Consider the following 13,704-nt stretch of genomic DNA (forward strand, 5'->3'; position numbering starts at 1 on the left):
GTGAGCCCGATGAGCCAGGCGGCGCAGAACCTGAACTGGTTGATCACCAACTTCGTGGACAACACCCCGGGTGTGTCCCACACCGTGGTGGTCTCCGCCGACGGACTCCTTCTCGCGATGTCCGAAGGGTTCCCGCGCGACCGCGCCGATCAGCTTGCGGCCGTGGCCTCCGGCCTGACCTCGCTGACGGCCGGCGCCTCCCGTATCTTCGAGGGCGGATCGGTCAACCAGACCGTCGTCGAGATGGAACGCGGCTTCCTTTTCATCATGTCCGTCTCGGACGGTTCCTCGCTGGCCGTACTCGCCCACCCCGAGTGCGACATCGGCCTCGTGGGCTACGAGATGGCCCTCCTGGTCGACCGAGCGGGCAGCGTCCTCACCCCGGATCTGCGCGCGGAACTCCAGGGCAGCCTTCTCAACTAACGAAGAGGCAGTGCGTTTCGCGCCACCGCGCCATAGGGTGCGGTGGCGCGGCCCCTCAGCGGGGATCGGCAGACCGGCAGTTGGAGGAGGACACGTGGCAACACCCCCGAGCGGTTACCCGTATGGCGGTGGGCAGCAGTCACCGCACGGTGATGACCACAACCGCTTCAACTTCCCCTCCACGCCCAGCCACCACTCCCCGCACCGGCAGCCGCAGCAGCCGTACGACCAGCCGCAGGCACCGCGCATCCAGCCGGTGCAGCCACAGCGCCAGCGGCCGCAGGCGTCCCCCGCCGGCGGCAGTTCCAATCCGCTGGTGCGGCCGTACGCCATGACCGGGGGCCGGACCCGTCCGCGCTACCAGCTCGCCATCGAGGCACTGGTGCACACCACGGCGGGACCGGCCCAGCTGCAGGGGCAGTTGCCCGAGCACCAGCGCATCTGCCACCTCTGCCGGGAGATCAAGTCGGTCGCTGAGATCTCCGCCCTGCTCACCATTCCCCTCGGCGTCGCCCGAATCCTCGTCGCCGACTTGGCCGAGGCCGGACTCGTCGCCATTCACCAGCCCGGCGGCGACGAGTCCGCCGGCGGCCAGCCAGATGTGACACTGCTCGAAAGGGTGCTCAGTGGACTTCGGAAGCTCTAGCGGTGCAGCCCGCTCCACCACCTCCGCGAAGATCGTGGTGGCGGGCGGCTTCGGCGTGGGCAAGACCACGTTCGTCGGCGCGGTCTCGGAGATCAACCCGCTGCGTACCGAAGCTGTGATGACCTCCGCGTCGGCGGGGATCGACGATCTCACGCACGCGCCGGACAAGACGACGACGACCGTGGCGATGGACTTCGGCCGTATCACCCTGGACCAGGACCTGATCCTGTACCTCTTCGGTACCCCCGGTCAGGACCGCTTCTGGTTCATGTGGGACGACCTCGTCCGCGGCGCCATCGGCGCCGTCGTCCTCGTCGACACCCGCCGCCTCGCCGACTGCTTCCCCGCCGTCGACTACTTCGAGAACAGCGGGCTCCCCTTCGTCATCGCCCTCAACGGCTTCGACGGACACCAGCCCTACACTCCCGAAGAGGTCCGGGAAGCCCTCCAGATCGGCCCCGACGCCCCCATCATCACCACCGACGCCCGCCACCGCGCGGACGCCAAGAGCGCGCTCATCACCCTCGTCGAGCACGCCCTCATGGCACGGCTCCGGTAGGCACGCACGGCTCCGGTAAGCACGGACGACGACACGAAAGAAGTCCCCGCCCTCCTCGGAGGACGGGGACTTCTTCGTGGTGGGTGCGGGCGCCTCTTGGCGGGTGCGGGCCGCCGCGCCGGGCGGCGGCCCGCGGTGGGTCAGCCCTGCCAGCTGTGCGGCGCCCGGAAGCCCGGGGTGCGCTCCAGCCGGCGCCAGCCTGCGGTGCTGCGGCGGGGACGGACCCCGGCCGGGTGGTGATCGGCGCCCGCGGCGGCCCGGGCGAGCAGCACCGCGGTCAGCGCGGCGAGTTCCTCCGGCTCGGCGTGCCCCTTCTCGACGCGGACGAGGTGGTGATCGATGCTCATGTCGGTCTCCGTCACTGCGGGGGGTTGCCGTGCTTGCGGGACGGCAGGTCGGCGTGCTTGGTGCGCAGCATGGCCAGCGAGCTGATCAGCACGTGGCGGGTGTCGGCGGGGTCGATGACGTCGTCGACGAGCCCGCGCTCGGCCGCGTAGTACGGGTGCATCAGCTCGGCCTTGTACTCCTTGACCATGCGCACCCGCATGGCCTCGGGGTCGTCGGCCTCGGCGATCTGTTTGCGGAAGATGACGTTGGCGGCGCCCTCGGCGCCCATCACGGCGATCTCGTTGGTCGGCCAGGCGTAGGTGAGGTCGGCGCCGATGGACTGGGAGTCCATGACGATGTAGGCGCCGCCGTAGGCCTTGCGCAGGACGACCGAGATCCGGGGCACGGTGGCGTTGCAGTAGGCGTAGAGCAGCTTCGCGCCGTGCCGGATGATGCCGCCGTGCTCCTGGCCGACGCCGGGCAGGAAGCCGGGGACGTCGAGCAGGGTGACGATCGGGATGTTGAAGGCGTCGCACATCTGGACGAAGCGGGCGGCCTTCTCGGACGCCTCGATGTCCAGCACGCCGGCCAGCGACTGCGGCTGGTTGGCGACGATGCCGACCACCTGTCCGTCGAGCCGGGCCAGCGCACAGATGATGTTGGTGGCCCAGCGCTCGTGGACCTCCAGGAGGTCGCCGTCGTCGACGAGCTCCTCGATGACCTTGCGCATGTCGTACGGCCGGTTGCCGTCCGCCGGGACCAGGTCCAGCAGCGCCTCGCCGCGCCGGTCGGCCGGGTCCTCGGCGGTGTGCGTCGGGGGGTTCTCCCGGTTGTTCTGCGGGAGCAGCGTGAGGAGGTAGCGGACCTCGGCGAGGCAGGTCTCCTCGTCGTCGTACGCGAAGTGGCAGACGCCGGAGGTCTCGGCGTGCACGTCCGCGCCGCCGAGGCCGTTCTGGGTGATCTCCTCACCGGTCACCGCACGGACGACGTCCGGGCCGGTGATGAACATCTGGGAGGTGTCCCGGACCATGAACACGAAGTCGGTGAGGGCCGGGGAGTAGGCCGCGCCGCCGGCGCAGGGGCCGAGCATCACCGAGATCTGCGGGATGACGCCGGAGGCCTTGGTGTTGCGCTGGAAGATGCCGCCGTAGCCGGCGAGGGCGGAGACGCCCTCCTGGATACGGGCGCCGGCGCCGTCGTTCAGCGACACCAGCGGAGCACCCGCGGAGATGGCCATGTCCATGATCTTGTGGATCTTGGTGGCGTGGGCCTCGCCCAGCGCGCCGCCGAAGATCCGGAAGTCGTGGGCGTAGACGAAGACCGTCCGCCCCTCGACCGTGCCCCACCCGGTGACGACACCGTCGGTGTAGGGCTTCTTCGCCTCCAGGCCGAAGCCGGTCGCGCGGTGCCGCCGCAGGGGCTCCACCTCGCGGAACGACCCCTCGTCGAGGAGGAGGTCGATACGCTCGCGCGCGGTCAGCTTGCCCTTGGCCTTCTGGGCCTCGGTCGCCCGGTCACTGGGCCCGCGGTGGGCCTGCTCACGGATCGCGCGGAGCTCGGCCACCCGCCCACGGGTATCGCTCGCCCCACTGGGCGTCTCGTCGAGAAGGGTCATGTATCGACCCTACGAACAGGTCCCCCGAAAACGGCCCGTCGACTTCGTACAGTGTCCCGCCGGTTTTCCTGGAACCCTTGGACAGAACCACCACCTGAACGCCCCACTATTCACGACTGGGGGCGGCCCTGGCTGTGAGGATCCCACAACTGTGCGCCCGCGTGCCCCCGGCGTTCACCCGAGGGCGACCGTACAGCCATACGTGTGACCCGCGGTACCGGCCGCGACCCGCAAACGCAGGGACCGCCCGGTGGCCAGCACCTCGACCCCGGGGTCGAGGGCGGTGACCCGGCGGACCGGCCGCGCCCAGCACAGCTCCAGCGGAACCCCGGACCGCGCGGGGTCGGCGATCCGGACCTCGGCGTCCGGTCCGCGGCGGCGCACCAGGACCGCGGCCGGCCCGGAGACGGTGAGCGGGCCGGCCGAGCCGCCCGTCCAGAAATTGGCCGCGGTCAGGCCGAGCGAGGGCACGGCGACGCCCTGGCACCGGGGGGTGTTGGCGAGGACGGTCAGCCAGTGCCGGTCGGCGGCGCGGGCGGCGACGGCCCGCGGACTCGCGCCGGGCATCAGCAGATACGCGTAGCAGGCGCCCTCGGGGTCGGTGCCGTGGTCGTGCCAGAGGGTGAGCCAGCGACGGGTGAGCGGGTCGGGTGAGCCGCCGGTGTTGATGTCGTGCCAGGAGCCGGTGCGCTCCTCGCGCAGGGCGTCGAGCCGGGCGCCGCCGGGGAAGACATAGCCGCCGTGGCCGGCGAGGTGGGCCCAGTGGGCGCGGCGGAAGGTCCGCCGGCGGCCGGGGGCGGACGGCTGGATCCAGCCGTCGACGGTGAGCGCCGGAGTGCCCCGCTCCCCCAGGTTGCGGTTGTCCACCACGGTCTCCACCCGGGCGCCGTCCCGGGCGGTGATCCCGGCCCCGAGGCAGATGACGGCGTCGTCGGCGCAGAACCAGGACTTCCGGGCGTCGAGGGTGCTCGCCAGGCCCTTCAGATGCTGGCCGACGGCCGCGAACTCGCCGTCGCTCACGCCTCCGACCCACCGGGCGTCGGGCCTGGGCTCGCCCCAGCCGCCGCCCTCGTTGTCGGCGAGGCGCTTGGCGGACACGGTGGTGCCGGGCAGCCGGTACCAGTCGACGGTCGGCCAGAAACAGTCGGTGTACTGGCCTCCGCCGCCGTCCGCCCACCACAGGAGCATCCCGGAGCCGGTGTGCCAGCCGCGGGGGTTCTCGCCGTTGCCGTTCTCGTAGTGGGCGATGCGCGCCGACGCCATCGACAGGTTGGCGGCCCAGCCGGGGCGCCGGTGGACGGCCCGGTCCATCGCGGGGAAGAGCCGGTGGCCGACGGGCTCGGGGGCGGCGGGCCCGGGGGCCTTCGCGACCGCGGCCAGCCGGGCCAGGTCCGCCACGTCGAACTGCGGGTCGGTGAGGACGGGACTGGTGGTGTCCCGGGCGATCCAGCCGCGGACCATGGCGTGCCAGCGGTCCCGTTCGGCGGCGGAGGCGGCCCCGGCGAGCAGTGTGATCGCGGCGACGAGCTGGTGGCCGTGGTAGTGGTCGCTGCGCATGACGCGGCGCTCGTCCGCCAGCAGCACGCCCCGGCTGATGGCGCGCCCGCTGACGCTGTCCATCACCAGGCCGTCCAGCAGGAACGGGGCGAAGGCCCGCTCCACGCTGTCGAGGACGATCTGCCGCCGGGGGTCGGTGACCTCCCAGGCCGACCCGGCGAGCAGGGTGAGGAGCCGGCCGAGCCCGTCCAGCAGGACATGGCCGTAGGTGCCGGTGTAGGCGACCCAGCTGTGCTGGATGAACGAGCCGTCGGCGTAGAGGCCGTCGCCGCTGGTCACGTACGGGAGGACGGGCGAGAGGGCGTCCCGGGCCAGCGCCAGCTTGGCGGGTGCCCGGCCGAGGAGGCCGCGGAGCGCGACGACGCGGCACAGGTCGACCCGGTTGGCGCCGGTGCTGGTGCCGGTGTAGTCGCCGAGCGCGGAGTCCGGGACGAAGTGGTCGACGGCGGCCAGGTACGCCGAGCGCCGGGCCGGGTCGAGCCGGTCGTCCAGCACCGCCAGGGTGTCGAGCAGCAGCCGGGGGCTGCCGATCCGCCACTCCCACCAGTTGCCGTAGGGCGTGGTGGCGGGGTGGTAGATCCGGGCGTCGAGGTGGTCCAGGCCGCGGACGACATCGGCGGCGAGGCCGGCGTCCCCGGTGAGGCCGGTGCCGGGCTGGGCCCAGGCCCGCGCCATGGTGGCGAGCCGCTGGTAGCTGCGGGTGATGCCGGCGGGCGGGTCGAAGGGACAGTCGGGCCACAGGGACCGCTCGTCCGGCCGCATGCCCGACCGGAAGGTGCGGGCGAGCCCGCCGGTCTCCCGCAGCCGGGAGGCGTACGGCTCGGCGGCCGGGTCGTAGCCGGTGCCCAGCAGGAGGGTGAGCCAGCGCTGCCGGAGCGCGGCGAACGGGTCGTCGGGGGGCGGGTCGCCGGGGAGCCGGCCGTCGGGGAGCCGGCCATCGGGGGGCGGGGCCGCGGCGGCCCGGCCGGGCTCGGCGACCGCCCAGGTGAGCGCGGTCGCGCCGAGGGCGGCGAGGAGGCTGCGGCGGGACCGGTCGGGCGGCAGGGGCACGGCGAGTCCTTCCGTCGGGGCGCCCGGCGCGGGGGCGGTCGCGGCGGTGCGGCTGCCGCTCGCCGGTCCGGGCCTCGTGCGGGCCTCGTCCGGCGCCTCCCGCCCGGGCGGTGGTGTCCAGGCGGCGATGTCCGGGCGGTGGTGTCCGGGCCGATGGCGCCATGTGTCGGACCAGGCGTAGCACTCGGGGCATGCGGCGGCAATGCGCATGACACTCCGGAGCGGCGCGCGGCCGGGGCGCACGAAGACCCCCACCCCGAAGGTTGAACATTGAACAACATGGGTCTACAGTGCATCTCGTTGAAGGTTAAACAAAATCGCTTCGAGGAGGAGCCATGGCTCTGTTCAACCGCAAGCAGAACACCCGTACCGCCACCGCAGCCGCCGTGCTCGAGGCGGACCCCGCCCTGGCCGCGCTGACCGGCGACTACACCATCGACCCCGCGCACAGCACCATCGGCTTCACGGTCCGGCACGCCATGGTCACCAACGTCCGCGGCGCGTTCGGCGACTACGAGGGCACCCTGCGCCTGGACGGCGGCGACCCCGCGCGCTCCGGCGCGTCCCTGGACGTCCGGATCGCGAGCGTGGACACCGGGATCGCGGACCGCGACGGGCATCTGCGGGGCGGCGACTTCTTCGACGCCGAGCGGTTCCCGCTGATGACCTTCCGCAGCACCGCCGCGGAGCGGACCGGCGGCGACTCCTACCGGATCACCGGCGACCTGACGATCAAGGACGTCACCCGGCCGCTCGCCATCGACCTGGAGTTCCACGGCTCCGCCACCGACGTCTACGGCAACGAGCGGGTGGGCTTCGAGGGCGGCGCCGAGATCCTCCGCTCGGACTGGGGCCTGACCTGGAACGCCGCGCTGGAGACCGGCGGGGTCATGGTCAGCGACAAGGTGAAGCTGACGTTCGACATCTCCGCGATCCGGTCGGCGCCGCAGGCCTGAGCCACAGCCCTGGGCCGCAGCCCTGGCCGCAGCCCTGAGCCCGCGGAACCGAGCTGCGGTCCGGAGCCCGCGCTGCGGTTCCGCGGGCCGGGCCCAGGGCCGGGCCCAGGGTCGGCCCGAGTGCTGCCCCCCGCTCAGGCTCCGGCCCGCGCGCCGGAGCCTGCCGCGCACAGCCGTGCCCCGGCGGTGACCACTCGGTCCCGCCGGGGCACGCCGCTGTCCCGGGCCGGCTGCTCCTGCTACTCCTGCGGCTCCACGCCCGCCCGCAGCAGCCCGTAGGTGTACGCGTCCTCCAGCGCCTGCCAGGACGCGGCGATGACGTTCTCCGCGACGCCGACGGTCGACCACTCGCCCCTGCCGTCGCTCGTCGAGACCAGCACCCGGGTGGTGGACTCCGATCCGTGCTTGCCCTCCAGGATGCGGACCTTGTAGTCGACCAGCTCCAGCTGCGCCAGCTGGGGGTAGATGCGCTCCAGTCCGATGCGCAGCGCCCGGTCGAGGGCATTGACCGGACCGTTGCCCTCCGCGGTCGCGACGATCCGCTCCCCCTTGGCCCACAGCTTCACCGTGGCCTCGTTGGCGTGCGTGCCGTCCGGGCGGGTCTCGGCGATGGACCGCCAGGACTCGACGCGGAAGTAGCGCCGGTCCCGGCCCTCCAGCTCCCCGCGCAGCAGCAGTTCGAACGAGGCGTCGGCGGCCTCGTAGGTGTAGCCCGCCAGCTCCCGCTCCTTGACCCGTGCCACGACCCGGCCGACCAGGTCGCGGTCGCCGCCGAGGTCGACGCCCAGCTCCTTGCCCTTGAGCTCGATGGAGGCGCGGCCGGCCATGTCGGAGACCAGCATCCGCATGGTGTTGCCGACCAGTTCGGGGTCGATGTGCTGGTACAGGTCCGGGTCGACCTTGATCGCCGAGGCGTGGAGCCCGCCCTTGTGCGCGAAGGCGGAGACGCCGACGTAGGGCTGGTGGGTGGCGGGGGTGAGGTTGACGACCTCGGCGATGGCGTGCGAGATCCGGGTCATCTCCGCCAGCGCGCCGTCCGGCAGCACCTGCCGCCCGTACTTCAGCTGGAGCGCGGCCACCACGGGGAACAGGTTGGCGTTGCCCACCCGCTCGCCGTAGCCGTTGGCGGTGCACTGCACATGGGTGGCGCCCGCATCCACGGCGGCCAGGGTGTTGGCGACGGCGCAGCCGGTGTCGTCCTGGGCGTGGACGCCCAGCCGGGCGCCGGTGTCGGCCAGGACGGTGGCGACGACCGCCTGGATCTGGGCGGGCAGCATGCCGCCGTTGGTGTCGCAGAGCACCACCACGTCCGCCCCGGCCTCGGACGCCGTGCGCACGACCTGCTTGGCGTACCCGGGGTTGGCCCGGTAGCCGTCGAAGAAGTGCTCGCAGTCGAGGAAGACCCGCCGGCCCTCGGAGCGGAGGTACTCCACGGTGTCCCGGATCATGGCCAGGTTCTCGTCCAGCGTGGTCCGCAGCGCCAGCTCCACATGCCGGTCGTGGGACTTGGCGACCAGGGTGATCACCGGGGCGCCGGAGGCGACCAGCGCCTTGACCTGCGGATCGTCCGCGGCGGCGACGCCGGCCCGGCGGGTGGAGCCGAAGGCGACGAGCTGGGCGTGCCGGAAGTCGATCTCGGCCTGCGCGCGGGCGAAGAACTCCGTGTCCCGGGGGTTGGCGCCGGGCCAGCCGCCCTCGATGAAGCCCACGCCGAAGTCGTCCAGGTGCCGGGCGATGGTCAGCTTGTCCGCGACGGTGAGGCTGATGCCCTCGCGCTGTGCGCCGTCGCGCAGGGTGGTGTCGAAGACGTGGAAGTCGTCCCCGGGACGATCGGGGCCGGTTGCGTCCTTCATGCTGATCTGACTCCTGTGTCGGGATCTCGGTCTACCTGGGGTCCCCGTGCCGAAGGCCAGGGGAAGACCGGCTCCACCTCCCCCAGCCGCTCGGTGGGGTCCGCCAGCGGTGGCTGGAGGAGTCCCTCCCAAGGGTCCCTTGCGCTCCGCCCCCGGTGAAGGTGGCCGGGAAACGAAAAAACCCCTCGCGGGTAGCGAGAGGTCTGCGCGCGGGTCTGAGGACACGGTGTCCGCTCCGGGTGGTCGTCACCACGGTGCGGTCACTGCGGACCGGCGCGCCTGCTGCCAATAATCATGACGAACGAGAGCACGGGGGCAGTCTGGCACGGAATGCTCCCGACACGGGACAGGGTCTCACCATGTGGGCGCGCCGCCGGAACGGACCGGTGGCGCGCCCCTCCCCGGAGCCGGGCCGGCGCAGCGGGTTGGCGGTGCCGGGTGGTGGCCGCGCGCGGGGCCGTCCACCGCGCGCCGGCCGCAGCCGTCCAACTCAGCGGGCGCCGACGGTGGCCTGCTCGCCCGGGTCCGCCGTGGCGGCCGGGTCCGAGCCGACGCGGTGCAGATCGATGTCCCGGGTCTCGCGCATGGTCAGGTAGACGACGAGGGAGACCGCCGCGCAGCCTGCGACGTACCAGTAGTAGCCGGACTCGATGCCGCCGTCCTTGAACCACAGGGCGACGTACTCCGCGGTACCGCCGAACAGGGCGTTGGCGATGGCGTACGGCAGCGCGACGCCGAGGGCGCGGATGCCGGTCGGGAACAGCTCGGCCTTCACACAGGCGTTGATCGAGGTGTAGCCGGTGACGACCACCAGGGCGAGCAGGGCCAGGCCGAACGCCGGCCAGAAGCTGCCCGCGTCCCGCAGCATCGTCATGATCGGCACGGTGAGGAAGGTGGAGCCGACCGCGAAGGTGATCAGCAGCGGGCGGCGGCCGATCCGGTCGGACAGCAGCCCGGCGAGCGGCTGCAGGCACATGAAGACCAGCAGGGCGCAGAAGCTGACCAGGGTCGCGGTCTGCTTGGGGAGACCGGCCGAGTTGGAGAGGTACTTCGTCAGATAGGTGGTGTAGGTGTAGTACGCCACCGTGCCGCCCATGGTCAGGGCGATGACCAGGAACGCCTCGCGCCGGTGCCGCCACAGCGCGGTGAGCGTGCCGCGCTGCTCCTCCGCCGGGCCGCCGGAGCCGTCGGCCGCCTCGTACACCTCGGTCTCCAGCATGTTCCGCCGCAGGTAGAAGACCACCGCGGCGCCGAGCGCGCCGATGATGAACGGGATGCGCCAGCCCCAGCTGTGCAGCGCCTCGTCGGACAGGGTGCGCTGGAGCACGATCTGCAGCCCGAGGCCGACGAGCTGGCCGGCCGTCATCGAGACGTACTGGAAGCTGGAGGCGAAGCCGCGGCGGCCGGGGGCGGACGCCTCGGTGAGGTAGGTCGCGCTGGCCGCGTACTCGCCGCCGACCGAGAGTCCCTGGAGGAGGCGGGCGACGAGCAGCACGGCCGCGCCGCCGTAGCCGGCGACCGCGTAGGTCGGCGCGACGGCGATGAGCACCGCCGAGGCCGACATCAGGGTGACGGTGAGCGTCAGCGCGGCCTTGCGGCCCTTGCGGTCACCGACCCGGCCCAGCAGCCAGCCGCCGACCGGGCGCATGAAGAAGCCGACGGCGAAGATGCCCGCGGTGTTCATCAGTTGCGCGGTGGGGTTGCCGCTGGGGAAGAACGAGCCGGCGAAATAGGTGGCGAAGCTCGCGTACACGAACCAGTCGAACCACTCGACCATGTTGCCGGCCGAGCCGACCCAGATCTTCTTCCAGTGCTGTCGTCCCATGGCGGGTCACGCTGCCGGAGCGGGCGGTGCGCGGCAAGGGTGCCCGCCGCAACGATCACGCGTACTTGCGTACGTTGCGTTCACCGTGGTGGGGCGGACCGGGCGTACCCGGCGGCGCGGCGGGCCCGACGCCGCGTGGACCGGTGGCCGGCGGCAGCAACGACGGACGGCGGCCCCGGATCCCTCCGGTGCCGCCGTCTGCTGTCGTTCCAGGCCGTACGTCCCCTGTCATTCCGGGGCCTACGTCCCCTGCCGTTCCGGGCGGTGCGTCAGCCGCCGAGCGGGTGCATCCAGCCGTGGGTGTCGGGGGCCGCGCCGGTCTGGATGTCCAGCAGCGCCCTGCGCAGCCGCATGGTGACCTCACCGGGCTCGCCGTCGCCCACGGTCCAGTCGCCCCGGGCCGACTTCACCGAGCCGACCGGGGTGATCACGGCCGCGGTGCCGCAGGCGAAGACCTCGGTCAGCGACCCGTCGGCGTTGCCGTTGCGCCAGTCCTCCACCGAGATCCGGCTCTCCGCGACCTCGTAGCCGAGGTCCTCGGCGATCTGCAGCAGCGAGGCGCGGGTGATGCCGGGGAGCAGCGAGCCGGACAGCTCGGGGGTGACGATGCGCCGCGCGCCGTCCGCCCCGCGGTACACGAAGTACAGGTTCATGCCGCCCATCTCCTCGATCCAGCGGCGCTCGATGGCGTCCAGCCAGACCACCTGGTCGCAGCCCTGCTCGGCGGCCTGCGCCTGGGCGACGAGGGACGCGGCGTAGTTGCCGCCCGCCTTCGCGGCGCCGGTGCCGCCGGGGGCGGCCCGGACGTACTCCTCGGAGAGCCACACCGAGACCGGCTGCACGCCGCGCGGGAAGTACGCGCCGGCGGGCGAGGCGATGACCATGAAGAGGTACTCGTTGGCGGGCCGGACCCCGAGGCCGACCTCGGTGGCGAACATGAAGGGCCGCAGGTAGAGCGACTGCTCGCCCTCGCCCGGCACCCAGGCCTCGTCCTGGGCCACCAGGGCGTCGCAGGCCGCGATGAAGAGGTCGGCCGGGAGCTCCGGCATGGCCATCCGGCGGGCGGAGGCCTGGAAGCGCTGGGCGTTCTGCTCCGGCCGGAAGGTGGCGACGGTGCCGTCGGGCTGCCGGTACGCCTTCAGCCCTTCGAAGATCGTCTGGGCGTAGTGCAGGGTCATGTTGGCCGGGTCGACCGACAGCGGCGCGTACGGCACGAGCTGCGCGTCGTGCCAGCCGCGGCCCTCCGTCCACCTGATCGTGACCATGTGGTCGGTGAAGTGGCGGCCGAAGCCGGGGTTGGCCAGCGCGGCCTCCCGCTCCGCTGCCGACAGCGGGTGCGAGGAGGGCTTGAGCTCGATCGAGGGCGTCGTCATGTCTGCGTGTCCTTCACCAAGAGGTCGTGTCGGACCGCACGCTTCGCCTCCGGCGCTGTGAGTGACGTCCGAGCTGCTTCCCGGGTGCGGCCACGTGTCCGATTATCAGGGCACGCGTCGCGGAGCGGAAACCGGCGCCCGCGCGGGGTCGACGGCGCGGCCCGCAACATGGTCGCACCCGGCACCGCCCTTGCCCAGCGGCCGGGCGCTCCGGCGCGAGATATGTCACCGGCATGCCGCGCTCGCGCGCGGCGCTCACGCGTCGGCCCCCGCCGTCGGAGGGCGGGGGCCGGTGCGCAATTCGGGTTGTCACCGGGCCTGCGGCCCGGCGGTACGGGCGTGGGTCAGCCGGACACCCGGGCGGCGAGCGCGTCGCCGATCTCGTCGGTCGTCCGGGCGCCGTCCCGCTCGGCGAGGTCGGCGGCCACGGCCTCCTCGATCCGGGCGGCCTCGGCGGTGTAGCCGAGGTGCCGGAGGAGGAGCGCGACGGAGAGCACCGTGGCGGTCGGGTCCGCCTTGCCCTGGCCCGCGATGTCGGGCGCGGAGCCGTGCACCGGCTCGAACATCGACGGGAAGGCCCCGGTCGGGTTGATGTTGCCGGAGGCGGCGAGGCCGATCCCGCCGGTGACGGCGGCGGCGAGGTCGGTGAGGATGTCGCCGAAGAGGTTGTCGGTGACGATCACGTCGAACCGCTCGGGCTGGGTGACGAAGAAGATCGTCGCCGCGTCCACGTGCAGGTAGTCGGTGGTGACCTCGGGGTACTCCGCGCCGACCGTGTCGAAGATCCGCTTCCAGAGGTGCCCGGCGTGCACCAGCACGTTGTTCTTGTGGACCAGCGTCAGCTTCTTCCGCGGCCGGGCCTGGGCGCGCTCGTACGCGTCCCGTACGACCCGCTCCACCCCGTAGGCCGTGTTCAGGCTGACCTCGGTGGCCACCTCGGCGGGGGTGCCGGTGCGCAGGGAGCCGCCGTTGCCGACGTACGGGCCCTCGGTGCCCTCGCGGACCACGACGAAGTCGATGTCCGGGCGGCCCTGAAGCGGCGTCGCGGTGTTCGGGAACAGCTTCGACGGCCGCAGGTTGATGAAGTGGTCGAAGGCGAAGCGCAGTTTCAGCAGGAGCCCGCGCTCCAGCACGCCGGACGGCACGGACGGGTCGCCGATCGCGCCGAGCAGGATCGCGTCGTGCTGCTTCAGCGACTCCAGATCCGCGTCGGGGAGGGTCTCCCCCGTGGCGTGCCAGCGGCGGGCGCCGAGGTCGTAACTCCGGGTCTCCAGCTTCGTGTCCTGCGGAAGCACCGCGGAGAGGACCTTGAGGCCCTGGGCCACGACTTCCTGGCCGATGCCGTCACCGGGGATCACTGCGAGATCGATGCTGCGAGACATGTCCGCACCCTACTCCCGCGTCCCATGTACCGACACGCGGTGTCCGCCATACGGACAGGCGGTCTCCGGCGGGATTCCGTTTCCCGCTTGGTCGACGCAATTCGTTCACCCTTTGTATAGCGGGGAGTTGGAAGTTAC

The 13,704-nt window shown here is 72.4% G+C and carries 11 protein-coding genes; 4 read left to right on the forward strand and 7 right to left on the reverse strand.

The features are described from left to right. Positions 1–9 precede the first annotated feature (9 nt). The 3 genes from ABT112_RS23315 to ABT112_RS23325 all read left to right on the forward strand — a co-directional run bounded on the left by ABT112_RS23315 (position 10) and on the right by ABT112_RS23325 (position 1,628). Positions 10–423: a roadblock/LC7 domain-containing protein gene (locus tag ABT112_RS23315; protein WP_098749732.1), complete on the forward strand. Its 414-nt coding sequence runs from the start codon at positions 10–12 to the stop codon at positions 421–423. 94 nt (positions 424–517) lie between these two features. Continuing rightward, entirely contained in the window at positions 518–1,069 is a 552-nt protein-coding gene (locus ABT112_RS23320) for a DUF742 domain-containing protein (RefSeq protein ID WP_351512521.1), read from the forward strand. Then, a complete protein-coding gene (locus ABT112_RS23325) occupies positions 1,050–1,628 on the forward strand; it encodes a GTP-binding protein (protein WP_078650299.1) in 579 nt (192 codons plus the stop codon). The genes ABT112_RS23320 and ABT112_RS23325 overlap by 20 nt, the downstream gene beginning before the upstream one ends. A 140-nt stretch (positions 1,629–1,768) precedes the next feature. On the opposite strand, the gene ABT112_RS23330 is transcribed toward ABT112_RS23325, so the two are convergent. The 3 genes from ABT112_RS23330 to ABT112_RS23340 form a co-directional block, all read right to left on the reverse strand. Further along, entirely contained in the window at positions 1,769–1,975 is a 207-nt protein-coding gene (locus ABT112_RS23330) for an acyl-CoA carboxylase epsilon subunit (RefSeq protein ID WP_351512524.1), read from the reverse strand. Between the two features lie 11 nt (positions 1,976–1,986). Further along, complete coding sequence (locus ABT112_RS23335) at positions 1,987–3,570, reverse strand: acyl-CoA carboxylase subunit beta (protein ID WP_351512526.1); 1,584 nt, start codon at positions 3,568–3,570, stop codon at positions 1,987–1,989. 174 nt (positions 3,571–3,744) lie between these two features. After that, positions 3,745–6,177 carry a polysaccharide lyase 8 family protein gene (locus tag ABT112_RS23340; protein WP_502975420.1) on the reverse strand — a complete coding sequence of 811 codons (2,433 nt, stop codon included), beginning with the start codon at positions 6,175–6,177 and terminating at the stop codon, positions 3,745–3,747. 335 nt (positions 6,178–6,512) lie between these two features. On the opposite strand from ABT112_RS23340, the gene ABT112_RS23345 reads away from it, so the two are divergent. After that, positions 6,513–7,133: a YceI family protein gene (locus ABT112_RS23345; RefSeq protein WP_351512530.1), complete on the forward strand. Its 621-nt coding sequence runs from the start codon at positions 6,513–6,515 to the stop codon at positions 7,131–7,133. Between the two features lie 239 nt (positions 7,134–7,372). Here the strand turns inward: ABT112_RS23345 and cimA are convergent, their stop codons facing one another. From cimA to ABT112_RS23365, 4 genes are all read right to left on the reverse strand, one after another. Continuing rightward, positions 7,373–8,986 (reverse strand): citramalate synthase, encoded by a 1,614-nt coding sequence (gene cimA, locus ABT112_RS23350; RefSeq protein ID WP_351512532.1) that lies wholly within the window; start codon positions 8,984–8,986, stop codon positions 7,373–7,375. A 490-nt stretch (positions 8,987–9,476) separates the two neighbouring features. Beyond that, a complete protein-coding gene (locus ABT112_RS23355) occupies positions 9,477–10,811 on the reverse strand; it encodes an MFS transporter (RefSeq protein WP_351512534.1) in 1,335 nt (444 codons plus the stop codon). Between the two features lie 269 nt (positions 10,812–11,080). Further along, positions 11,081–12,184, reverse strand: coding sequence for a branched-chain amino acid aminotransferase (locus tag ABT112_RS23360; protein WP_351512536.1), 1,104 nt, complete (start codon positions 12,182–12,184; stop codon positions 11,081–11,083). Between the two features lie 344 nt (positions 12,185–12,528). Further along, entirely contained in the window at positions 12,529–13,566 is a 1,038-nt protein-coding gene (locus ABT112_RS23365; RefSeq protein WP_351512538.1) for a 3-isopropylmalate dehydrogenase, read from the reverse strand. Positions 13,567–13,704: the final 138 nt, after the last annotated feature.

This window comes from Streptomyces sp. NPDC002055, from assembly GCF_040296705.1.
Lineage (GTDB): Bacteria > Actinomycetota > Actinomycetes > Streptomycetales > Streptomycetaceae > Streptomyces.